This is a genomic window from Vreelandella venusta, from assembly GCF_015689495.1.
In the GTDB taxonomy this organism is placed as follows: Bacteria; Pseudomonadota; Gammaproteobacteria; order Pseudomonadales; family Halomonadaceae; genus Vreelandella; species Vreelandella venusta.
Genome location: NZ_CP065135.1, coordinates 900,187 through 921,675, shown reverse-complemented (window position 1 = coordinate 921,675; position 21,489 = coordinate 900,187). Strand labels below are relative to the sequence as shown.

Here is a 21,489-nt window from a genome sequence, read left to right as displayed (position 1 = left end):
AGGAGTCATTCATGTTCGAGGTCAAAGGCGCTACCTTTGAAATCAATGGTAAGCAGATTCTAAATCCCATTGACCACAGCTTTCATGAGGGCAAAGTTTACGGCTTGATTGGCCACAATGGCTCGGGAAAGTCGACGCTGATTAAGCTGATGGCCCAGCAGCAACCCACCAGCCAAGGCGAGATTCACTTTGACCAGCGTCCACTGCGTGACTGGGGAAATCGCGAGTTCGCTCGTCAGGTAGCTTATCTGCCCCAGCATTTACCCAGTGCTGAAAGCCTGACTGGGCGCGAGCTGGTGGCTTTTGGTCGCTACCCTTGGCACGGCCTGCTCGGTCGCCATAACCAGAAAGACAAAGACGCCATTAATCGCGCCATCGCCCTTACCCACACAGAGGCCTTTGCCGACCGCTTAGTCGATACACTCTCCGGCGGCGAGCGTCAGCGAGTATGGTTGGCTATGCTACTCGCCCAGGGAAGTCGTTTCTTGCTGCTCGATGAGCCACTAGCAGCACTGGATATTGCTCACCAAATTGAAGTGCTAGCGCTGGTTCGCAAGCTATGCGATGAGCTGAACCTTGGCGTCATTATTGTATTGCACGATATCAATATGGCATCACGCTACTGTGATGAACTGATGGCACTGCATAGCGGTCGTTTGCTGGCCCATGGCAGCCCGGATGATTTGATGAGTTGCTGCACCTTAGAAGCGATTTATGGCCTACCCATGCAGGTGATGAAACACCCCAATGGGGAGCACAATATTGCTGTAGCCCAATGAGTGAAGACATACCGACGCGCTAATGCCAGACGAGATCACTGTCCACATTAGCGCGCCTATTTAATTACTCCTTCTTGATACCGGCTTTCCAGACTGACTCACATCGTGTCGGTACAGTGTTGTATTTCATCAGCCATTTGGTTAAGTAATGCGTCGTAAAGCCCTGCACCTAGTGTTAAGCCAACGCCTAGAGGGTCCATTACACCAATATAAACATCCGTATCGCCAAAGACAGTATCAACGATTTGCGGATTAAATTGCGGTTCGCTGAATACACACGTAACGCCTTCTGCATCAACTAACTGCTGGATAGTTTCAATACGTCTCGGGCTGGGTGAGGATGCATCACCGATAGAAATAGCACCCGCCGCAGTGACACCCAACGCTTTTTCAAAATACTGATAGGCATCGTGAAATACGATAAAGCGAGTCTGCTCGCTATTGGCTAAGCGTTCCTTTAAATCTTGCTCAAGTGCTTCAATTTCTTGCTGGCCTTGTGCCGCATTAGCACGATAGTGGGCGGCATTGTCAGGATCGATTTCGCTAAGTTGCTGGGCAATGGCATCGAGCCAGCGCCGCGCATTACCAGGATCCAGCCAACCATGTGGATCTTGCCCATCGTGATGATGGTCGTGGCCGTGGTCGTGGTCGTGGTCGTGGTCGTGGTCGTGGTCGTGGTCGTGGTCGTGGTCGTGGTCGTGGTCGTGGTCGTGGTCGTGGTCGTGGTCGTGGTCGTGGTCGTGGTCGTGGTCGTGGTCGTGGTCGTGGTCGTGGTCGTGGTCGTGGTCGTGGTCGTGGTCACCCAGATCAAACGTCGCGCCTTCACGATATGCAAACGTATTAATGCCGGGTACGCCCATTAGTTCCAGATGCTCGGCGTCGTTTGCCAAATTGGCGATCGGAGCCGATAACCAAGGCGTTAGATCATTACTTACCCATATGACCACATCAGCATCATTTAACACTTTGGCTTCCGAAGGCCTCAGTGAGTAGCCGTGGGGTGATGCACCAGGCTGAATGAAAAGGTCGGGAGTCCCGAGATCCCCCATAACTTTGGCCACTAGCGAATGGACCGGCGGAATGTCTACCGCCACACGGGGAACGGCGGCCAAGGCTGACAATGGAAAGCTCGCTAATACCGGCAGGGTGTAACGTAAAAGTCTGTACTTCATGATGTTCTCCAAATTATCAAAACCATAATGCCCCCTCTTTCATAAGTTCTATTTAGGAAGCCATACGACCTAGTTAGAAAGCGTTGATAGCCACAGAAGCATTAGTCCTTATTTTTAATATATGATATAACATAACAACTCGAATCAGAATAGCAATTAACCGAGAGGCTGCAAGCTGATGTCTCAATTCACACCCGGTAATGCCCCTCTCCTGCGCGCCAAACAAATCAATGTTCTGATCAGTGGCCAGCATATTTTGAGAGATATTAATCTGACATTGCACCGTAAAGAGATTGTCACGCTGATTGGCCCAAATGGCTCAGGAAAATCAACGTTAGTTAAAACATTAGTTGGGGCTATTAAGCCAACATCAGGCTATGTGGCCATCGACGAGAAGTTGTCTATCGGTTATGTGCCCCAACGACTCCATTTAGACTCAACGCTACCGATGACGGTCTCACGCTTTATTAACCTTCCTCACCGCCATGCCCGCCGCGATGTGCAGCAAACATTAGCAAACGCGGGGGTCGAGGCATTGGAGAATTCCGCCATGAGCCACCTGTCAGGCGGCCAACTCCAACGGGTACTGCTGGCCCGGGCGCTTATCACAAAGCCAGACATCTTAATTCTCGACGAGGCAACACAAGGGTTGGATTATCGAGGCATTGCGAATTTTTATAAAAAAATTGAAGAGGTTCGCCAGCACTACCGCTGTGCCGTATTAATGGTCAGCCATGACCTTCATGTCGTCATGCGTACCGCCGACCATGTGCTGTGCTTAAACGGCCACATCTGTTGCGAGGGCAAACCAGAACGTGTTGCGTCCTCCCCAGACTATCAAGCGTTATTTGGTGAACAGACAGCACAGATGCTTGCTTTTTATCGTCATCACCATGAGGAGGCAGCCCATGTTGGATGACTTCATGTGGCGCGCGACTATTGCTGGGATATTCGTTGCCCTTGCTGCGGCACCGCTTGGCTGCTTTGTGGTTTGGCGACGCATGGCTTACTTTGGTGATGCGACATCTCATGCCGCTATCCTTGGCGTTGCGCTGGCTTTAATGTTCAATCTCTCTATTTTTGCAGGCGTATTAACCGTTGCCCTCACTATGGCCGCTTGCGTAACGCTACTCAGCGGGCGCGGTTATGCCATGGATACGCTACTCGGCGTTATGGCTCACTCGGCCTTGGCGATCGGCCTGGTCGCTGTTTCATTTATTTCGGGAGTCCGGATTGATCTGACGGCATATTTATTCGGCGATATCCTGGCCGTTGGCCAGAATGACCTGTGGATCATCGGTGGCGGCGCATTACTGATATTGGCGTTACTCTTCTGGCGTTGGTCGGCACTTCTGACTGCTACACTGAGCGATGAACTTGCCTACGCCAATGGCATTCAGCCCCGCCGCGAGCAATTGGTCTTAACTCTTTCTCTTGCCCTGGTCGTGGCTGTAGCACTCAAGGTGGTCGGTGCATTGCTAATTGCAGCCTTACTGATTATTCCTGCTGCAACGGCAAGGCCTTTCTCCAGAACGCCTGAAATGATGGCACTAGTAGCTATGTGTATTGCGACATTGGCGGTTACGTTGGGACTCAGGGCCGCTTACTATTTTGATACCCCCACGGGGCCGACGATTGTTACCTTGGCCGCTGGCTTTTTCGCGCTTTCAACTCTAGGGATAAATACTTTTCGCTATTTAGGCCAGCGTTAGGTATCTGTCAGGTCAAATGGTTATCCCAGCGGAATTCCTGGCTGGCGAGCAACTCGGGCACTGCCGTGTCAGGGGTTACACGGTAGAGTCCGCCCTGGCCGGAGGAGACCAGAAAGCCGCCACTCCCATCACAGCGGGCACCGGCAGCGTCGGGTAGCTCCAGGTTAGCGTTCAAGCGGCCCTGTTCAGCATCTAGCAGCAGCACCCGATTACCGCGAGGAGCGGTCACCAGAACAGTTGCTGAAACACGGCTAAACGCGACGCTAGCGGTGTAGTGCCGGAGGCTGGTGGTGACCTCATCGGGCAGCGCCAGCTCTGAGAAGTCTCCGGCAGCATCCAGACGACAAATCAGCGGATAGGATTCCCACTCAGGGCCTTCAAATTGGTATCCGGCGATCACCGTGCCGTCCGCTGCCACGTCTAGATGGCGGCAGCTAAGCTGGTGGTGCGAAGGGGCATGGCGGGCGACTACTTCGCCACTGTGGCGATTCATAAGCATCAGCGCCGGGGCCATGGTGTCCAGATTGAGCTTTACCCGGCCGTAGTCTGGATGAGTCTGGATTCCGCCCAAACCAATCACCAGAGTGTCGCCATCCGGCATCAGCCGAAGCTCATGGGGTCCGATACCATCCAGCGACATATCGCGCACATGAGCGTAGTCGTTGGCAGCATCGTAAACGCGCACTAGCCCGGCGCTGTCCGACAAACGATTGGCGGTGACATACAGATAGCGCCCGTTCAGGTCGAAAACCCCATGTCCATAGAAATGGTAACCTTCTCCCGCTGAAATGGTATGAGCTAAGCGCCGATTAGCCCCATCGATCACATGCATTCGAGTGCCGGGGCGGCGGGCAAAAAGTACTGCCTGGTGGGAGCTAGGACGTAGGCAGCCCCCGTGACAGCGCTCGGGCACTTCAATCATAAAGCGGCTTTTGCCATCCAGTGCCACTCCAGCGATGTAGTGCTTCCCATCAAGATCATCAACCGCGCTAAACAGCCAGTCAGCATTTTCGCGCCCCGGCACCGCCCAGCTCAGTGGTGTTAATGCCATTAAGACGCTTCCTAGCCCAGCTTTCAGCACCTGCCGTCGCTGCATCGCTCAATCTCCATCGCTAGAATTAAAGCCACGCACTAGGCCAAGCTCGGCCGCAATTTCGGTTCCTAGCAGATAGTTCAACTGACCAATATTGAGGTAAAGCGACTGCAGGTCACGAAAGGCTTGATCGTCCAGTGACGTTGTCAGCCCCGAAGGCAGATCACTCGCCTTGGCTAACGTCTTGTCCAATTGATCACGAAATGTCTCGGCGAGTGGCACTGCATCGGCTTCGCGCAGCAACGTCGAGAGCCCTGGAAGAAAACCTGTGCGCAGCCCTTCAAGCGTACTTTCCACCAAACGAATGGAGTTACCGCTACGCCAAGCTTCCGCTAAATAACGATTAGCAGGCGCCCCTTGTAGCCCCATTGGCTCACCAAGACGTTTCTGCTCTAGGGTTTCGATTGCTTGAATGGCGTTAGCCAGTGTGGTTTCGGTGTAACGCGGGGTATCACGATAGTGCATACCAAAGGCCTGCCAGTCGCGCTCCAGTGCGCTACTCGTGTCTACGAGATGAGTAGAGATAGCCTGCAACAAGCCGCACATAGCCGGTTCACCAAGTGGCCGGTCACTCATAGCATCGTCATATAGCAAGTACTCAATAGCCGGAAATCCCTGAATCGCGACGCTATCGCTAGCAATATCTTCGGCCGTTGGCGTGGTGTCCGCTCTCAACCATCCTTCTACCTTGCTACCTACGAGGTTTTTGCGGTCTGGCCAGAACTGAAGTTGCCAGCCACGGCTATTCTGCTCAATGGGCCCAAACTGGACAAAGCGCACCGCCTGCCAAGCTTGATAAGCCCCCAGCCAGTCGCTTTCAAGCCGCTGCTTGAGCGATTCATCGGGAGCTTGGCAAAAACGCGTTGCACTAGCCTCAAGGCGCTCAGAGGCATGACTGAGTTCGGCATACTGCTGCGCTATCGCGCCATGCCAGATATCACGTGGTGTATTGGTATCCGTATCAGCGGAACCCAGTGCAGAAAAGGGAGCCGCTAAAAACGCAACGGCTACCCCCAAACGACGAAGAGAAGAAATCACATTAACTCCTTACGAATAGACGACAGCCGTAACAGAAGCGTTGCAAAGCTCATAAAGACTCAAGAAAGCGAATAAGTTCCGCGCGCTGGTCAGCGGGTAGATGTCGATAGGCTTCAGTGACCGCTTCTGCTTCGCCACCATGCCACAGCACCGCCTCCTCCAGCGTACGAGCACGGCCATCGTGGAGAAAGCCAGCCCGAGGATTCACCGTTTGTGCTAAGCCAATCCCCCACAACGGTGGGGTGCGCCATTCGCGCCCATCCGCTTGGAATTCACTACGATGGTCGGCCAAAGCTTCGCCCATATCGTGGAGCAGCAGATCGCTATAAGGCCATATTTCTTGATTCGCTAACGCCGCCCGAGGTGCATCCGAGGCAGTGCGATGGCGGGGGGTATGGCAGCTTGCGCAGCCCAGTGCGTTAAATGTCTCGGCCCCCTGTATCACCTCAGGATCATCCATGTTGCGGCGCATCGGTACCGCTAGGCTAGAGGCATAGAAGGTGATGAAGTCTGCAATTTCATCGCTGACTTCAGGCGTTCCACCATCAGCAAAGGCATCGCACCCCTGACTCTCCATGCAATCCGTTTGCGGCGCTAAGCGAGACGTTAGCCCCATATCGCCGGCGAAGGCGTGCATGCTCTGCTGTTCAATGCTGGGCTCACCCGCTTTCCAACCAAAGCGCCCCATCACCGTGGTGCCACTGCGCACATCCCAGACTTGGTTATAGCGCCCAGAAATGCCATCGCCATCGATATCGTTGGGGTCGGCAGCCGCCATCAGGTCTGCTTCAGGAATCGCTTCCAGCAGGCCCAAACCAATCATTGGTGGCGCCAACCGTGGCGACGTCAGCAGCGTATTTGGTAGCTCACCGTAGGCAGGTTCGGCAATTGAGTAAAGCGGCTCCTGCAAGGTAACGCGATGGCCGTCGGCGAAGCTCACCTCCCGCGGACGGTACTCAATGATCAGTTTGCCCTCCGGTTGCACGCCAGGAATCGCGGAGGTTTGTAGCTGCAAGCCGTAGTTGGGTACCGGCAGCGCGCCCCGTTGCTCTAGAGTTTCCGGCTCCGCCTGATCGGAAGGCAGCGAAAGACGCAGGAACAACGCAATGGGGGTTTCATCTCCCATCGGCGGATGGCCACGCCCATCCTTGAGATGACAGCCTTGGCAGCTATTGGTATTAAACAACGGGCCCAGGCCATCACGGGCTTCAGTGCTGGCAGGTGCGACCACCCAGGGGTTGCGGAAAAAGCTATTGCCGACGCTGAAGTCAAGCCGCTTGGTCATCGACATGTTACGTAGCGGTAATGAATAAGCGTTGTGATCAAATTGTTCCACTGCCCCATCGCCACCACTCATCGGCGACGATTGAATGGCGGGAGATTCAGCCGCCTGCAGAGAGGCCACTACCAAAGAGGCCGCCAACAGTATTAAGAAAAGGCTGCACTGAGCGAGTCGCCTGAAGGCAAAAAAGCGAGAGAAGTGGCACATAAGTATACCTTGAGACAAACGACAAAAGCCGTCCGACAGCCAAGCTGCCGGACGGCTCATAAAATCACACTAATGATTTAGAAGCGATGGCCTGCATCATCCGGCTGTAAAGAGGTAACCCCCAGCTCACCGGCGGCTTCTTCAAGGGATGCCGTTTGCGCTACCAGGGCGAAAATGGCGTCGTTGATCAACTTACTCCCTTGCTCGTTGCCGGGTGCAATCATCATATCAAACGCCATCGGCGAGCTTTCCGCTTCAGCCGCTTGCTTGATAGCATCAAGCTTGGCCATGGTTGCCTCAAGTTGGTCACTCAGGCTATCAGCAAGTGCTTCATTTTGCTGCGACAACAAGTTTTCCAATGACGGGCCCTCTACGATACTGCCATCCAATCGCTGATAGCTGCCCGTGTAAATATTCTGAATCCCCTGGCCATTATAGTAATGGGAGTTATGAGTATTATCGCTAAAGCAGTCGTGCTCATCCTCAAAAGAGTTGGCTTCAAGCGCAACTTTCAAGCGCTCTCCTGCTAGCTCGCCCAACGATAGCGACCCCATACCAAATAGCATACGGCGCAGGCCTTCTTGATCGCTTTCAGCCAGTAGTTCCTGACGGTAGTTGTCTTCAACTTCCGGTGACCACTGAGCCACCATCCACTCAAGATCGCTGACTAACAGGTCCGACACTGCATCCAGGTACGCTCGGCGGCGATCGCAGTTACCATGGGTACAGTCATCGCCAGTTTGGAAGTCGCTCACCGGACGTTCACCACTGCCTGCTTCGAAACCATTAAGGTCCTGCCCCCAGAGCAGAAACTCGATAGCGTGGTAGCCGCTGGCGACGTTGGCTTCTGAGCCACCTACTTCGTTAAGATCGGCTAAGAGCTCCGGCGTAATATCACTGACATCCAGGGCTTCCCCCCCTATCGTGATACGTTCGTTGGCAATGACATTAGCAGTGGCCCCTTCATTACCCAACTCATGCTGGTAGCCATCGCTTTCGACATAATCAATCATGCCTTCATCCAGAGGCCAAGCGTTCAGCTGCCCTTCCCAGTCATCCACCACCACATTGCCAAAACGAAAAACTTCGCTTTGCTGATACGACACCCGTGCTTGCAACCAGGCTTGCTTCGCGGCGTTCAGGGCCTCAGCAGTGGGGTTGGCCAGCAATTCGTCGATACGCTCGTTCAACACCTCGGCGGCATTGAGCGCATCGGCGTAATTGGCATGCGCCAAGTCAGCATAGTGATGGACCACAGCATCGGCGCTAACGGCATCGTCAGCGGAAACGGCAAAAGGCATCAGCGCGCTAAGCGCAACAATACCTGCAAGAGGGCGACGGAGCATGTTGAAAGGCATTACAGTGTCCTTTAAGCGATGGCATTAAGAGGTTAGTGTCGTTTCCCTGCAGATTAATGTAATTCATTTACTTATGACATTCAATCTCACCTAAGTAGGATATGGCGCTTTTATTTGTTAAATACGCGCCTTTTGCATAACGTCATTACTTTCTTAAACTGGGAAGACGGCCATGTTGGATTACAAACTTCTCCATGCCCTGGCCACAGTAGTGGAGTGCGGTGGTTTTGAACGAGCAGGCGATACATTAGGGCTTTCTCAATCAGCCATCTCTCAACGTATAAAAGCACTGGAAGTACGCCTAGGCCAGCCTGTGCTAATGCGTCACCCCAAGCTTTCACCTACACCGGCTGGTCAGCGGCTGCTCACCCACTACCAGCAAGTACAGTTGTTAGAACGTGACTTACAGCAGACACTACCTACGCTAGATAACGCAACGACCCGACTAAGAATCGCAATCAACGCTGACAGCGTGGTGACGTGGTGGGCAGCCGCAGTGGCAGATATCTGTCAAACCGAAGGCGTATTGCTCGACTTAGTTATTGAGGATCAGGACGTTGGGCTTAACCGTCTGCGGGATGGCGATGTCGCAGCCTGTCTTTGCTCTACGCCAACACCCATCGCGGGTGCACGGTGTATTAAAGTAGGTGAGATGCGTTATCTCCCGCTAGCATCACCCGCCTACGTGCAACGCTATTTTCCTGAAGGCCTTTCCGCAGAAGCCTTCCAGCAAGCCCCGGTGATTGTATTCGGCCCTCATGACCAGCTTCAGCATCAATTCCTTGCCCAGTGCGGTTATCACGGCCATTTCCCCTACCACCTGTGCCCTTCATCAGAAGGGTTTGTGCGTCTCGCCGCCGCAGGCATTGGCTACGGAATGGTTCCACAACTGCAGGCACTAGACCAACTGCAAAAAGGCCAACTAGTCAGCATCGCCCCCGGCCACTCACTGACAGTGCCACTCTATTGGCATTTTTGGCGCCATAGTGGACAACTAATCCAGCAACTAACCAAAAGTCTGAACTGCCTCATGCTTTAGACCCATTGTCGACCTCTCGCGTTGAAAGAGGTCTACACTCTCACTAGGAGCAAAACGTGCCCAAGGCAGGCAAGGGAACCTAGGCACTAAGACCTAGAAGCGATAAAACCCAACGTAAAAATAACCAAAATAGCGATATTTATGGATGCTTACCGTTGGTTAAAGCGCCTTCCGGCTGGCTTGTTAGTGCTTATTATTAGCTGGCATTCACAAGCAAGCATGGCAGCTACCCTCGTCGCCTCGCCCGAGCAGGCGCGTTACGATTTAAATGAAGTAAGCGGTTACTGGAGTACATCAGAATCGCTAAACCTACGCGATGTTTTAGCATTATCTCCTGCATTTACGCCGGCCCATCACGCCTCTGATCTACATTTCGGCTACACACAAAGCGATGTTTGGCTAACAACGCAAATTCATAATGCATCGCCCCTCCCGGCTACTTGGATGGTTAAATTCGAATACCCATTTTTAGACCATGTCACCCTGTATACGCTGAGGGAACACGCTAGTGATGTTCAGTACAGCGGAATCGCCGTTCCAGTTGACGAGCGATCAATCGCCCACCGACAAGCCGTTTTTCCGCTAATGCTGGACGGCGGGGAAACAGTGACGATCTATACCCAAGTAAAAGCTGCTGGTAGTAAATTCCTGAGCTATAGCTTAATGACGCCAGAGGCGTTTTATGCTCAGAATGACCAGCATAACTTCTGGCTGGCGACTTACTTCGGCATATTGCTAACATTAAGCGTTTACAATCTGCTGCTATTTTTTGTGCTAAAAGAGCACGTATTTCTCTACTACGCTCTATTTGCCTTCGGTTTTACGACGGCATCTTTGACGTTCAATGGCCTGGGTACGCTGATGTTTTGGAGTTTCCTAGGCGACAACACTCCACGCCTGGTAGCAATTGGTTTTACGTTTGCTTCTGCGATGGGAGCCCTATTTACTCAAAGCTTTCTTAACACAGCCATCTACTGCCCGCGCTGGCATCAAATCATCACGCTGTTTCGCAGCTACTGCTATGTAGCGCTAGTAGCAGTGATATTTTTGCCAATTCAACCCGCCCTGCGCTTAATGGATATAACGGGATTTGCTACCTCATTATTAATGCTCGTGTGCGGTATTTATTGCAGTTGGCGCTGCGTGCCCAGCGCGCGTATTTTTGCGCTCGCCTGGTCAGTCTTTTTACTAGGGGCTAGCGTCTTTGCACTTCGAAACCTTAGTATTCTGCCCGCCAACTTCCTCACTCTTCACGGAATACAAATTGGCTCAGCCATTGAGATGTTGCTGCTATCTTTCGCACTGGCCGCACGTTTTAACAAATTAAAATGGCAAAAAGAGCGCGCCCAGGCAGAAACCGTCGCAATGCTTAAAAAGCAGGAGGCTATTCTAGAAGCAAAAGTAGCAGCCCGCACCCAGGCGCTAGAGAAGCTGGCCAACCACGACACCCTTACCGGCTTGCTTAACCGCAATGGGCTGGCACGCTGCGCAGAAGCGGCTCTTCAACATTGCAAACAAACGCATACCCCCTTAGCGCTAGTCATGTGTGACCTTGACTGCTTCAAACCAATTAACGACCAGTATGGCCATGAGGTAGGCGACTTCGTGCTTCAGCAAGTTGCCAAGCGTCTCGTGCACGTGGCACGTGGGAGTGATCATTGCGCGCGCTTTGGCGGCGATGAGTTTATTCTCTTACTAGAGGGGATAACTGATCAGGCGACGTTAGAGGAGATGCGTAACCGTATCGAACAGACCGTTCGCTCGCCTATCAAGCTACCTGATGGCACATTAGTTAGCGTCGGCGTCAGCATCGGTATTTGTACCAGCCATGCAGATAGCGATACGTTAGCCAGCATGCTTCGTGAAGCGGATAGCCAGATGTACGCCGTTAAGTCACGCCAAACCACCCGTTGCTATGGTTATGGTTCAGCGTGATATTAACGGATAGTAAGCGCTATCAGTCAAACAAGCTCATACGTTTCATAACGTTATCGCGCTTGATTCGCCAATGAAATAAAGCACCCGCAATATGCAGCGTAATAAGCACGACTAACGCCCAGCCTAAACGCTCATGCCAAACAAACAGCGTTTGCGAAAGCGCTTCGTTCTTGCCCAAGATTCCCGGCAAATGCCATTGGAAGAACTCAACAGGAAAGCCACCGGTAGCAGTGGCTGCCCAACCCAGCAGTGGCATAACCACCAATCCCGCATAAAGCAAGTGATGCACGCTAGTACTGATAATTCGCTCGAAAGCATTGAGTGGCGGCTCGTGGTCGGGCACAACAAAAGCTAGCCGCGTAATAATCCTCAGCGTCATTAGCAATAGTATCGTCACACCTAAGGTCTTATGGCTGGTATAGAGTACGTTGGTAAGCGTATTCCCCAGCAAATCAACGGTGCGTTCATACCCCAGGAAGCCCAGCGTTAGGCCACTTGCCAATGACAGCAACACAGCGACTGCCACTAGCCAGTGCAATACTCGATGCGGATAAATGTAGTGATCTAACTCGTGCATTCAGAACTCCCGGCTCATGCGCCTCATGGTAGTTAGCTTAGCTCAGTCAGCTTGCATTAGAAAAAATAATGCTCATTTACGACTCGCAAACTCGAACGCGAGCCCGGTCTTTTTTTCATTGATTTTGTTTTATCTGGCCTATGCTCATCACGCTAATCAGAGAATCCTAAATTAGCTCTCTCATTGAGCAGTATCGCGGTCAACTCCCATTTGGCCGCCTTTGGACCAATTTTCCTGGGTTACTTCTTGAAAAAACACCTGCACGCTCGCCGGATCGCTACCATACACATCGCTGAAAGCGTCAGTAATGCGCTTTGCCAACTCTCGCTTTTGGGCAAGATCACGGGGGAATTGCTGGATAGTGACTATAGGCATCTTAACTTCCTATCAAAGAACACATTAAAACGACACCTTATAACGCTTCACTAGGTGCCGCTAGCTGTTCGCGAATCAATTCTCCTAAACGCCGCGCAGGTTCAGACGGGCGGTGTGGGGCACGATGGAGCGCTAGCTCAATCACTGGCAAGGCAGGAAGGCCACTGCTGTCATCCAGCGGGCGCAACGATGGGGTTAACATACTACGCGTTACCACAACAACGGCTAACCCCGCTGTTACGATAGGGGCAAGCCCCGCCATTGACTGGCTAGTATACGCAACGCGCCAATCACGCCCAGCCGCCTGTAACGCCTGCTCGGCAACCTCGCGAAAAACATCAGCGCCTGGCGAATAAAGTGCCAGCGGAATAGGGTCACTTAGCGAAGGCTGCTGATTTACCCCGACCGCCCATATTAGCGGCTCACGGCGAATCACATCGCCTCCTGGTGAGTTTCGTTGGCGAGTCACTAGCGCCAAGTCCAACTCCGCTGCTTTAACCTGTTCGACCAAGTGAGCACTGGTACCACACTTTACGGTTAGTCCCACCGCAGGATACAGCTGGTGAAAGTACGCAAATACCGACGGCAATAGCGACGCATAGTCTTCAGGAATGCCCAGCGTTAAATCACCCGTTATCTGGCGCGCCTGCATATCGCTCCAGGCGTCATCATTGAGTGCCAAGAGGCGGCGCGCGTGAGCCAGCAAACGATCTCCTTCAGGGGTAAAACGTAGCTGTCGCCCAGCTCGCTCATGCAAACGCACATCAAGCTGCATCTCTAAACGCTGCAACTGCATGCTCACTGTTGATTGGGTGTACGCAAGACGCTTGGCCGCTGCCGTAACGCTACCTGTATCGGCAATAGTAACCAGCGTACGAAGCAGCGTTAAGTCAAACGTTGGCGCGCGCATACATCACCATTATTGATAATAATGATCATAAAAGATCGATATTGTGATGAGTGTTTAATGAGTATGCTGCGTGCCTCAGGTTAAACGCAAGGAGAGATGCCATGCAGCCCGTTCATTCCCCGGTTGTCATATCACCCAGGTACAGCGTATGCGCAGCGCTTGTGGCGGTGATGTTATGGAGCATAGCGCCGCTGTTAGCTGCACTGGCACAAGATACCTCTCCGCTTCAGCTTAGTGCACTTACGCTGCTGGCAGGTGCACTGGCAACATTGCCACTCAGCCGTCGCGTTAACATCGCGACTTGCCGTACGCGCTGGAAAATTAGCGTATGGCTTGGCCTACCACTGTTGATTGTCGGCGCTGTTAGCAGTTACTACATTGGCATGCGTCTAGCACCTGCCGCAGAGGCCGCGTTGATCACCTACACCTGGCCAGTGCTGTTTGTGTTATTAAGCCAATGGAGCCGGTTTGGTCGTCTGCATATCGCCAGCGTGACAGGCGCGCTAATTGCTTTTTCAGGCGCTGCTATTTTGTTACTACCGCAAGCCTTAAGTGGCAGCTTTGGTGGGGCTGCTTCAGGGTACGGGTTAGCGCTACTGGCGGCTTGTTGCTGGGCGCTCTACTCCTGGCTCGGGCAAGTAGCTCCTGTGCCACTGACGCCATTGCTCCCGAGGCTATTAATGATTGCCTGCGCTGTTGCAACCTGCGCCAGCTTGATAATGGAAGGCACCTTCATAATGCCGCAGGGTGAGACTCTGTTGGCGGGCATCGCGTTGGGACTTGGGCCGTACGGTATTGCGATGGTGGCCTGGGATAAAGCGCTACGGTTTGGCCAAGCCAGCCTGGTAGGCAGCCTTGCCTATGGCGTACCCATTCTAGCGGCACTGCTACTGGTGCTGGCAGGCGTCAGCGTGTTTGACTGGCGACTGCCAACGGCCGCCTTATTGGTCGTCGTAGGCTGTTTAAAAGCGAGCCGCTAAAGCACTATTGACCTAAATAGCGAGGCTTTGCGATACCTTCCAGCGCATCAAGGGGGATCGTCAGAACAGGCTGGCCGGCTGCATAAGGGGCAATTTCATAGACGTTATATTTAACTTCCCAGGCAGTTGCCAACGGGGCTATGTTGCGACTCTCGCTGAGCGGCCAATTGAGGGCAAACTGCTCATCATGGCCCATCTCCTCTATCCAGCGTTGGTGGGCCTGATCAAGCAGTGCTTGAAAAGCGCTCTGCTGACCTTCCAAAAGCATATCGTCTGGATCAACCACACGCAGCTGACGCTCGTCTATCACCATAAATTCAGTCATTGGCAAACCATGCGCCTGCCCCGCGTGATAAACGTAGCTACTTAGCTCAAGTATCAATAAGTCGTTGTGCTGCCCATAAACCTCAGCTTCTAATATCGCCTCGCTAGTCATTGTTCCCGGCGCGGTGCGATTATCTTCCTCAGCTAGCTCAAAAAAGTTTTGTGCATAGGCCTGCCAGCTATCAGCGGGTAATGCATCTTGCTCAGTAATGCCCATCGCAAGCGTTAACAGCCGTTTTTGTAGCTGCTCCGTTAGCTCTGCAGACTGCGGAAACGCAAGCGCAGACACGGTGACGGTAGAGCACTGTTCAGCTTGACACTCAGGTGCTATGTACTCTTTTTCAACCGCTTCTGAAACAAGCGCAAGTGACTCTTCAGAAGCATTATCCGACGACTGACAACCACTTAATAACAATAAACCAATCACCGTTAAACCGAATGAATAGCGCAGCATAAAACCACCTTGTGAATAACGTCGCCACCTTCAAGCCACGTAAAATGTAATACAAAAGCAAACGCCCCTACTGTCACCAGCAAGGGCGTTGCATCATACAACGTGCGCTAAATTACGCGTCAGGCTGCATCTCTGTTGGCTCTGTATTGACTTGCAACTCAAACATGCCGCTGCCGCTAACTGCGAAACCACGTGCAACAACAGTGTAGGTACCCGGCAAAAGCGCCTGCTCTAAACGCGAGTTAGTGCCGCTACCGCCGTCATCATCGCTATAAGAATCGCCGCCGCCACTTAGCTCTAAATACGTATCAAAGTCACTTGAACGCATGCTGAGCCTAACCAAAGAGCTTTCTTCTAAAGTGAGTTCATAGGTCAACGGCTCACCACTATACCAGCCAGTGAGCGTTTCATTAGCTGTTAACTCACCCTCATTACGTAGTTCTACACCCTCCGGCAATTCACGCGGTTCTACTGAAAGCGTAAACAAACCGCTGTCGGAGCCATACGCCGTACGTGCTGTTAATTGATAACTACCCGGTGCTAAAAAGTCGGCAATACTGGCATCCAGATTGCCAGCACTGTCGTCATCTTCGCGGAAGTAGCCATTTGGCCCTTCCAGCACAAGATAAGAGTCGATATCACTTGAGCGCATATTAATTTGATACATACCAGCTTCTTCGATCTCTAGCTGATAGCTTCGATCCTGGCCGCTAAACCAACCACTCAGCGTTTCGCTGGGTACAACGCTCCCTTCATTGCGCAGATCGTCAGGCATTTCACGTGGTTCCGCACTCAAGGTGAAAAGACCACTCCCTTCGCCGAAGGCAGAGCGTGCGGTGACGGTGTAATCACCAGGAGCAAGGAAATCTGAAACACGTGCATTCAAGTTGCCAGCACTATCATCATCCTCACGGTTATAGCCGTTCGGCCCAGACAGCTCCAGATACGCATCAAACTCATCGGCACGCATCTCAATTTGATACATACCTTCTTCTTCAACGGTTAACGTTACTTCCCGTGGCGTGCCCGGCAGCCAGCTATCCATCGGCTCGCCAATGGTCAGCGTGTCAGAATCGCTCAGCTCAACCGTACGGCTATTAAGGGTGAATGGGCCATAGCTGCTTGCATCCGCCCCACTGACGGCCACTACGTATTGACCATCTTTTTCGATACGATGACGAACGGTCTCGGCATTCTCCAGCAGCTGCAGCCCATCGTCATAGAGAGCGACGACTCCCCTTAAGGCACCACTGAGAGAAAACTCGACTAACGAGTCCTCTTCCAGGCTGATGACATAGCGCACATAGCGGCTACCATCATTACCGTTCAGCTCCGCTGCCGAGGTAATCTCTCCCCTAGTTTGCTCACCCAGCGTGATACTTTCGAGCCCTGCTAGTGCTTGGGAAGTCTGCCCCTGCTCCGCACTGGTAGGTTCATTGGCGATTGCCTTTGATGTAAAACTGGGCGCCGTCTGAGCGGCTAACAACCCAACAGCAACCCCACCGGCGGCAACCAAAACTAGCGTTAGAGAAGAAGACTTAGCCATAGGTGCATCCTTGTTTATTGGCAAACATGTAAAACCTAGCGAGTGCTAATTATATGATGCCTATCTGAGTAAAGTGAGCCTTTATCTAAAATTTATACCAGACACATGACACTGCCGAGTTACATCGACCACACTTCGTTAACTTGCTGAATCACAACGGCACTGAAGAAAGTTGCAAAAAATCTTAATTTAGAAGCCAATTGCATCGATCTTCGTAAAGCTTGCCGTATTAAAATGACCACGTTACTATCGGGGGCAGATATCGGTAAATACTCCGACACATAAAGAATCGGCACAATGTAAACTGAGGCACTCCAATGGGAGCATCTAAACGGTTCATCCGCACGAGCTGTGCTGCGGCATTACTCACTTTCTTTTCCACTGGTCATGCATTTGCCACCGAAATTCAAGAGGGAATTGCATCCTTCTACAGCGATCGCTTCCAGGGCTCCCCGACTGCCAGTGGCGTACCTTTTGACCAGCAAGCGCTTACGGCTGCCCATCCAACACTTCCTTTTGGTACCAAGGTGCTCGTTACCCGCCCTGATACTGGCCAGGAGGTCGAAGTACTGATTAATGACCGCGGCCCCTTTGTTAAGGGACGTATTATTGACCTATCAAAACGGGCAGCTCGCCAACTCGGTATGATTCGGCGTGGCGTTGCACCAGTCATGATCACCCTGGTCGATTAACGGATAACACACTCGCAAGCGTGTGATACCCCTTAAACAAACAGCGTTGAAGAAGATTAATGGAAAGCGGCTCACCAGGGCCGCTTTTTTTATTGCACAGCAAATTAACGCTTCGACGAACTTGAAAGCGCGCTAACGGTCTCTATGCTGCAAAGAGATTTGCTTAAATCACACATGCAGGAGGCGCCCATGCAATCTCGCTTTTTTACCTTAACCGATTATCCCACCGGCTTACCTAAACGCGAACTATTTTCACTCCAAAATCAGGAGCTTCCCGACCTTGACGAAGGTGAAGTAAGAATTCGCAATCGCTGGCTGTCCGTTGACCCATATATGCGCGGACGAATGACAGGCATGCGCACCTATGTCGCCCCTTTTGAGCTGGGCAAGCCGATGGAAGGCGGCGCAATTGGCGAGGTCATTGCGTCTAACCACTCAACCATTAAGGAAGGCGACAAGGTCAGCCACATGGGTGGTTGGCGGGATATCGCGCAGCTGCCAGGCGACAGTGTTACTGCGCTACCAGACAGTGACGTACCAGAACAAGCTTATCTCGGTGTATTAGGCATGCCAGGCATGACGGCATGGACAGGTTTGAATCTTATTGCCGAGTGCAAACCTAGCGACAATGTACTGGTAAGCGCTGCCAGTGGTGCTGTTGGCTCGCTTGCTGTTCAGCTGGCGAAAGCAAAAGGTTGCCACGTGGTTGGCATCGCTGGGGCCGCTCACAAGCTTGCGTGGCTTGAGTCATTGGGCGTAGAACCGGTTAGCTACCAAGGCCGAAGTGCGCAGGAGCTCAGCGACGCTATTAAGCTTGCTAGCCCTAATGGCATTGACGTGTATTTTGAGAACGTTGGTGGAGTCTGCTTAGAAGCAGCGCTAAGTCAACTCAATGACGGCGCGCGCATTGCGGTATGCGGCATGATTGACAGCTATAACGCCGAAGTACCAGCACCAGGGCCGAGCAACCTTTCCCAGCTAGTGGTACGCAAAGCTAAGATGCAGGGATTTATCGTTGCCGATCACTGGTCTAGCTATCGCTATTTCCTTAACGAAGTCTCTCCTCAGGTAGCGAAAGGCAATATAGCTTATAAAGAAACCGTCAAAGAGGGTCTTGAAAGCACACCGGATGCCTTTCTAGCGCTTTTTGAAGGGGGCAATACCGGTAAAATGCTGGTGAGGCTCACTAACTAAGCCATGCTTGCACTAAGTTAACCCCCGCTCACTTCCCGCCCCCAACGCAAAACCGCGCTACGTTAACAGGCGCGGTTTTTTGGCTTATAGCATTACTTAGCAAGCAAATAATTAGACCAAAAGCGAATTGATTATTAAAATTACCCATAATCAATGTGTGTTTTAACCCATCATCACTGCCAATGGGTTAGGGCACGTTGCAGATCTGTCGCTTTTCTAATTTTATCAAGCGGCTTCAATTCGTTGTTAATAGGGGTTTTCTCATGGATGGACACACGCGTGCCCGCGGCAAATGGCCAGCGCTACTGCTCGGCCTGCTACTCGCGGTAGCTGGTGTTGCACTGACCATTGGCGGCGCTAAGCTGCTTAGCTTAGGTGGTAGCGCTTACTACTTAATCGCTGGGATCAGTATTTTTATTGTCGGTGTACTGCTGGCAATGCGCAAAGGCGCAGCCTTATGGCTTTATGCAGTAGTACTTTTTGCAACGCTGCTATGGGCACTCTGGGAAGTTGGCCTAGACTGGTGGCAGCTGGTCCCCAGGGTTGCCATTGTCTGTTTAATTGGCATCATTTTACTGCTTCCCTGGTGGCGAAAGCCGCTACATTCACGCGGCGGCAGCCTAGCGCTAGTGGCCAGCATTGTTGCAGCGATTATTGTGGCAATTGCTAGTCAATTCACCTATCCAGGTACTGTGACAGGCACGATAGCGTCTACCAATGATACACCTGAGGTTAACCCCGCCCAGGCTGCAGGCGATGACTGGCCTGCCTACGGCGGCACTAATGCAGGCACGCACTACTCCTCGCTTAGCCAGATTACCCCCGACAATATAGGCGAACTGGAAGAGGTGTGGCGTATTCAAACCGGTGATGAACCAGGCCCCAATGCACCACCTGAAATCACCAACCAAAACACACCGTTAAAGGTCAACGATAGCCTTTATATTTGTACATCGCACAGCCGTGCAATGGCACTATCGCCCGAAACCGGTGAGACTTTGTGGACATTTGACCCCAACATTAGCACCATGGGCGCAGAGGACTTTTCCGGCTGGGCGCATATGACCTGCCGTGGCTTGGCGTATTACGACGCGGCTAACTATTCCAGCAGTGCTGAAGATTCCACCGTCGATAAACCAACGCTGTATGCCGATGGCAGTCAGTTTGAACTCGACCTATCTTTCTCGCTCACCTCTCAAGAAGATTCAACTTCTGAGCTGCTAAGCGCCACCGATGTCATGTGCCCACGCAGGCTTTACCTACCCACCGCCGATGCTCGCCTGATTGCACTTAACGCCGACACAGGGGAACGCTGTGAAAGCTTTGGCAAAAACGGTGAGATCGACCTGACGCATAATATTGGCCAGTTCAATCCAGGTGGTTATTACTCGACATCGCCTGCCACGGTCACTGAAGACTTAGTGATTTTGGGTGGCCACGTTACTGACAACAGCTCAACCGACGAACCCTCCGGCGTCATACGCGCCTTCGACGTACATACTGGCGAACTAGTGTGGAACTGGGACAGCGGGAACCCTGAAGACACCGCCCCATTAGCAGAGGGAGAGACCTACACACGTAACTCACCCAATGTATGGGCGCCGATTAGCGTCGATGAAGCGCTTGGCCTCGTCTACCTGCCCATGGGTAACGCTACGCCGGACCAGTACGGCGCTAACCGATCTGAAAATGATGAGACCTATAGTGCCGGGCTAGTGGCGCTTAATCTGAACAACGGCCAGGTGGCCTGGGTGTACCAGTTTGTGCACCACGACTTGTGGGACATGGACACACCTGCACAACCCGTATTGATTGACTTAGCGACAGCAGATGGCACCCAGCCAGCCGTCATCCAGCCTACTAAACAAGGCAGCCTGTATGTATTAAACCGTGAGACTGGCGAGCCGATTGTGCCGATTGAAGAAGTGCCCGCTCCTCAAGGTGCTATTGAAGGCGACTGGACGGCAGAAACTCAACCTCGCTCAGCGCTGAACTTGCTACCACCGCCGCTTACCGAGCGCGATATGTGGGGCGCATCACCCTTTGATCAGATGATGTGCCGCATCCAGTTCCGCTCGCTGCGTTACGAAGGCCAGTACACACCGCCTTCGCTGGAAGGCAGCATTATCTACCCCGGCAACGTTGGGGTGATGAACTGGGGTGGTGTTGCAGTAGACCCAGAACGCCAAGCACTGTTTACCGGCGCCAAGTACTTAGCGTTTGTTTCCAAGTTGATTCCACGCGATGAAGTTGAGGATGGCCAAGGCTCTGCTAGCGAGCAAGGTTTGCAGCCCAACACGGGCGCCCCCTACGCAGTCGAACTTGGCCCGCTGCTGTCAGTACTCGGCCTTCCCTGCCAAGCGCCCTCTTGGGGGGATGTGGCAGGCATCGACCTGCAAAGTAGCGAAGTTGTGTGGAAGCACCCCAATGGTACCACCCGCGACAGCATGCCCTTTGATCTGCCAGTTGGTCTGAACGTCGGCGTCCCTGCGCTAGGTGGCCCGCTGACTACTGCGGGCGGTGTTTCCTTCCTAAGCGGCACGCTGGATCAATACCTGCGTGGCTACGACATCACCACTGGCGAAGAGCTGTATAAAGCTCGACTGCCTGCTGGTGGCCAAGCAACGCCGATGACCTACACCGGCGCAGATGGCCGCCAATATGTGGTCGTTACCGCCGGCGGACACGGCACCTTCGGCACCAAAATGGGTGACTACGTGATTGGTTACGCTTTACCGGAATAGCCATGACCTAGCGTAGTAATAAACGAGAACGGGCGACCCAATGGGTCGCCCGTTTTTTGGCTAGGGTGCCTCTGA

The 21,489-nt window shown here is 52.7% G+C and carries 19 protein-coding genes; 9 read left to right on the top strand and 10 right to left on the bottom strand.

Annotated features, from left to right (window positions below; all coding sequences use genetic code 11):
* Positions 1-11: 11 nt before the first annotated feature.
* Entirely contained in the window at positions 12-779 is a 768-nt protein-coding gene (locus IR195_RS04395; protein WP_206048851.1) for an ABC transporter ATP-binding protein, read from the top strand.
* A 98-nt stretch (positions 780-877) separates the two neighbouring features.
* Here the strand turns inward: IR195_RS04395 and IR195_RS04390 are convergent, their stop codons facing one another.
* Positions 878-1,951 (bottom strand): zinc ABC transporter substrate-binding protein, encoded by a 1,074-nt coding sequence (locus IR195_RS04390; protein ID WP_206048850.1) that lies wholly within the window; start codon positions 1,949-1,951, stop codon positions 878-880.
* A 178-nt stretch (positions 1,952-2,129) separates the two neighbouring features.
* Between IR195_RS04390 and IR195_RS04385 the strand changes: the two genes are divergently transcribed.
* Positions 2,130-2,870 carry a metal ABC transporter ATP-binding protein gene (locus IR195_RS04385; protein WP_206048849.1) on the top strand — a complete coding sequence of 247 codons (741 nt, stop codon included), beginning with the start codon at positions 2,130-2,132 and terminating at the stop codon, positions 2,868-2,870.
* Complete coding sequence (locus tag IR195_RS04380; RefSeq protein ID WP_206048848.1) at positions 2,860-3,663, top strand: metal ABC transporter permease; 804 nt, start codon at positions 2,860-2,862, stop codon at positions 3,661-3,663. The genes IR195_RS04385 and IR195_RS04380 overlap by 11 nt, the downstream gene beginning before the upstream one ends.
* Positions 3,664-3,670: 7 nt before the next feature.
* Here IR195_RS04380 and IR195_RS04375 read toward each other — a convergent pair whose 3' ends face one another.
* The 4 genes from IR195_RS04375 to IR195_RS04360 all read right to left on the bottom strand — a co-directional run bounded on the left by IR195_RS04375 (position 3,671) and on the right by IR195_RS04360 (position 8,641).
* Positions 3,671-4,759: a DUF1513 domain-containing protein gene (locus IR195_RS04375; protein ID WP_206048847.1), complete on the bottom strand. Its 1,089-nt coding sequence runs from the start codon at positions 4,757-4,759 to the stop codon at positions 3,671-3,673.
* A gap of 3 nt (positions 4,760-4,762) precedes the next feature.
* On the bottom strand, positions 4,763-5,794 hold the full coding sequence (locus tag IR195_RS04370; RefSeq protein ID WP_206048846.1) for an imelysin family protein: 1,032 nt from the start codon (positions 5,792-5,794) through the stop codon (positions 4,763-4,765).
* A 49-nt stretch (positions 5,795-5,843) separates the two neighbouring features.
* The gene (locus IR195_RS04365) at positions 5,844-7,283 is read right to left on the bottom strand and encodes a di-heme oxidoreductase family protein (RefSeq protein ID WP_206048845.1); all 1,440 of its coding nucleotides are present in this window, start codon (positions 7,281-7,283) and stop codon (positions 5,844-5,846) included.
* A gap of 77 nt (positions 7,284-7,360) precedes the next feature.
* On the bottom strand, positions 7,361-8,641 hold the full coding sequence (locus tag IR195_RS04360; protein WP_146944654.1) for an imelysin family protein: 1,281 nt from the start codon (positions 8,639-8,641) through the stop codon (positions 7,361-7,363).
* A gap of 172 nt (positions 8,642-8,813) precedes the next feature.
* Between IR195_RS04360 and IR195_RS04355 the strand changes: the two genes are divergently transcribed.
* Positions 8,814-9,680 (top strand): LysR family transcriptional regulator ArgP, encoded by an 867-nt coding sequence (locus IR195_RS04355; RefSeq protein WP_206048844.1) that lies wholly within the window; start codon positions 8,814-8,816, stop codon positions 9,678-9,680.
* 141 nt (positions 9,681-9,821) lie between these two features.
* Complete coding sequence (locus IR195_RS04350; RefSeq protein ID WP_206048843.1) at positions 9,822-11,615, top strand: diguanylate cyclase; 1,794 nt, start codon at positions 9,822-9,824, stop codon at positions 11,613-11,615.
* A gap of 22 nt (positions 11,616-11,637) precedes the next feature.
* On the opposite strand, the gene IR195_RS04345 is transcribed toward IR195_RS04350, so the two are convergent.
* The 3 genes from IR195_RS04345 to IR195_RS04335 form a co-directional block, all read right to left on the bottom strand.
* The gene (locus tag IR195_RS04345) at positions 11,638-12,195 is read right to left on the bottom strand and encodes a cytochrome b (RefSeq protein ID WP_172420122.1); all 558 of its coding nucleotides are present in this window, start codon (positions 12,193-12,195) and stop codon (positions 11,638-11,640) included.
* Positions 12,196-12,375: 180 nt separating this feature from the next.
* Entirely contained in the window at positions 12,376-12,570 is a 195-nt protein-coding gene (locus IR195_RS04340) for a tautomerase family protein (RefSeq protein WP_146944650.1), read from the bottom strand.
* Positions 12,571-12,607: 37 nt separating this feature from the next.
* On the bottom strand, positions 12,608-13,480 hold the full coding sequence (locus tag IR195_RS04335) for a LysR substrate-binding domain-containing protein (protein WP_125745971.1): 873 nt from the start codon (positions 13,478-13,480) through the stop codon (positions 12,608-12,610).
* 101 nt (positions 13,481-13,581) lie between these two features.
* Here IR195_RS04335 and IR195_RS04330 point away from each other — a divergent pair, with 101 nt between their 5' ends.
* Complete coding sequence (locus IR195_RS04330) at positions 13,582-14,460, top strand: DMT family transporter (protein WP_146944646.1); 879 nt, start codon at positions 13,582-13,584, stop codon at positions 14,458-14,460.
* A 4-nt stretch (positions 14,461-14,464) separates the two neighbouring features.
* On the opposite strand, the gene IR195_RS04325 is transcribed toward IR195_RS04330, so the two are convergent.
* Together IR195_RS04325 and IR195_RS04320 are read right to left on the bottom strand one after the other, a co-directional pair.
* Positions 14,465-15,238, bottom strand: coding sequence for an RsiV family protein (locus IR195_RS04325; RefSeq protein WP_206048842.1), 774 nt, complete (start codon positions 15,236-15,238; stop codon positions 14,465-14,467).
* 112 nt (positions 15,239-15,350) lie between these two features.
* Positions 15,351-16,784, bottom strand: coding sequence for a hypothetical protein (locus IR195_RS04320; protein WP_146944642.1), 1,434 nt, complete (start codon positions 16,782-16,784; stop codon positions 15,351-15,353).
* Between the two features lie 317 nt (positions 16,785-17,101).
* Between IR195_RS04320 and IR195_RS04315 the strand changes: the two genes are divergently transcribed.
* The 3 genes from IR195_RS04315 (at position 17,102) to IR195_RS04305 (ending at position 21,414) form a co-directional block, all read left to right on the top strand.
* Complete coding sequence (locus tag IR195_RS04315; RefSeq protein ID WP_089038975.1) at positions 17,102-17,476, top strand: septal ring lytic transglycosylase RlpA family protein; 375 nt, start codon at positions 17,102-17,104, stop codon at positions 17,474-17,476.
* Between the two features lie 189 nt (positions 17,477-17,665).
* Positions 17,666-18,670, top strand: a complete 1,005-nt coding sequence (locus IR195_RS04310; protein WP_206048841.1) for an NADP-dependent oxidoreductase — start codon at positions 17,666-17,668, stop codon at positions 18,668-18,670.
* A gap of 263 nt (positions 18,671-18,933) precedes the next feature.
* Positions 18,934-21,414: a glucose/quinate/shikimate family membrane-bound PQQ-dependent dehydrogenase gene (locus IR195_RS04305; protein ID WP_206048840.1), complete on the top strand. Its 2,481-nt coding sequence runs from the start codon at positions 18,934-18,936 to the stop codon at positions 21,412-21,414.
* The last annotated feature ends 75 nt before the right edge of the window (positions 21,415-21,489 follow it).

Excerpts from the sequence above, each read along its gene's own strand:
- IR195_RS04395 (WP_206048851.1), top strand. The coding sequence starts at position 12 with ATGTTCGAGGTCAAAGGCGCTACCTTTGAAATCAATGGTAAGCAGATT.
- IR195_RS04390 (WP_206048850.1), bottom strand. The coding sequence starts at position 1,951 with ATGAAGTACAGACTTTTACGTTACACCCTGCCGGTATTAGCGAGCTTT.
- IR195_RS04385 (WP_206048849.1), top strand. The coding sequence starts at position 2,130 with ATGTCTCAATTCACACCCGGTAATGCCCCTCTCCTGCGCGCCAAACAA.
- IR195_RS04380 (WP_206048848.1), top strand. The coding sequence starts at position 2,860 with ATGTTGGATGACTTCATGTGGCGCGCGACTATTGCTGGGATATTCGTT.
- IR195_RS04375 (WP_206048847.1), bottom strand. The coding sequence starts at position 4,759 with ATGCAGCGACGGCAGGTGCTGAAAGCTGGGCTAGGAAGCGTCTTAATG.
- IR195_RS04365 (WP_206048845.1), bottom strand. The coding sequence starts at position 7,283 with ATGTGCCACTTCTCTCGCTTTTTTGCCTTCAGGCGACTCGCTCAGTGC.
- IR195_RS04360 (WP_146944654.1), bottom strand. The coding sequence starts at position 8,641 with ATGCCTTTCAACATGCTCCGTCGCCCTCTTGCAGGTATTGTTGCGCTT.
- IR195_RS04355 (WP_206048844.1), top strand. The coding sequence starts at position 8,814 with ATGTTGGATTACAAACTTCTCCATGCCCTGGCCACAGTAGTGGAGTGC.
- IR195_RS04350 (WP_206048843.1), top strand. The coding sequence starts at position 9,822 with ATGGATGCTTACCGTTGGTTAAAGCGCCTTCCGGCTGGCTTGTTAGTG.
- IR195_RS04345 (WP_172420122.1), bottom strand. The coding sequence starts at position 12,195 with ATGCACGAGTTAGATCACTACATTTATCCGCATCGAGTATTGCACTGG.
- IR195_RS04340 (WP_146944650.1), bottom strand. The coding sequence starts at position 12,570 with ATGCCTATAGTCACTATCCAGCAATTCCCCCGTGATCTTGCCCAAAAG.
- IR195_RS04335 (WP_125745971.1), bottom strand. The coding sequence starts at position 13,480 with ATGCGCGCGCCAACGTTTGACTTAACGCTGCTTCGTACGCTGGTTACT.
- IR195_RS04330 (WP_146944646.1), top strand. The coding sequence starts at position 13,582 with ATGCAGCCCGTTCATTCCCCGGTTGTCATATCACCCAGGTACAGCGTA.
- IR195_RS04325 (WP_206048842.1), bottom strand. The coding sequence starts at position 15,238 with ATGCTGCGCTATTCATTCGGTTTAACGGTGATTGGTTTATTGTTATTA.
- IR195_RS04320 (WP_146944642.1), bottom strand. The coding sequence starts at position 16,784 with ATGGCTAAGTCTTCTTCTCTAACGCTAGTTTTGGTTGCCGCCGGTGGG.
- IR195_RS04315 (WP_089038975.1), top strand. The coding sequence starts at position 17,102 with ATGGGAGCATCTAAACGGTTCATCCGCACGAGCTGTGCTGCGGCATTA.
- IR195_RS04310 (WP_206048841.1), top strand. The coding sequence starts at position 17,666 with ATGCAATCTCGCTTTTTTACCTTAACCGATTATCCCACCGGCTTACCT.
- IR195_RS04305 (WP_206048840.1), top strand. The coding sequence starts at position 18,934 with ATGGATGGACACACGCGTGCCCGCGGCAAATGGCCAGCGCTACTGCTC.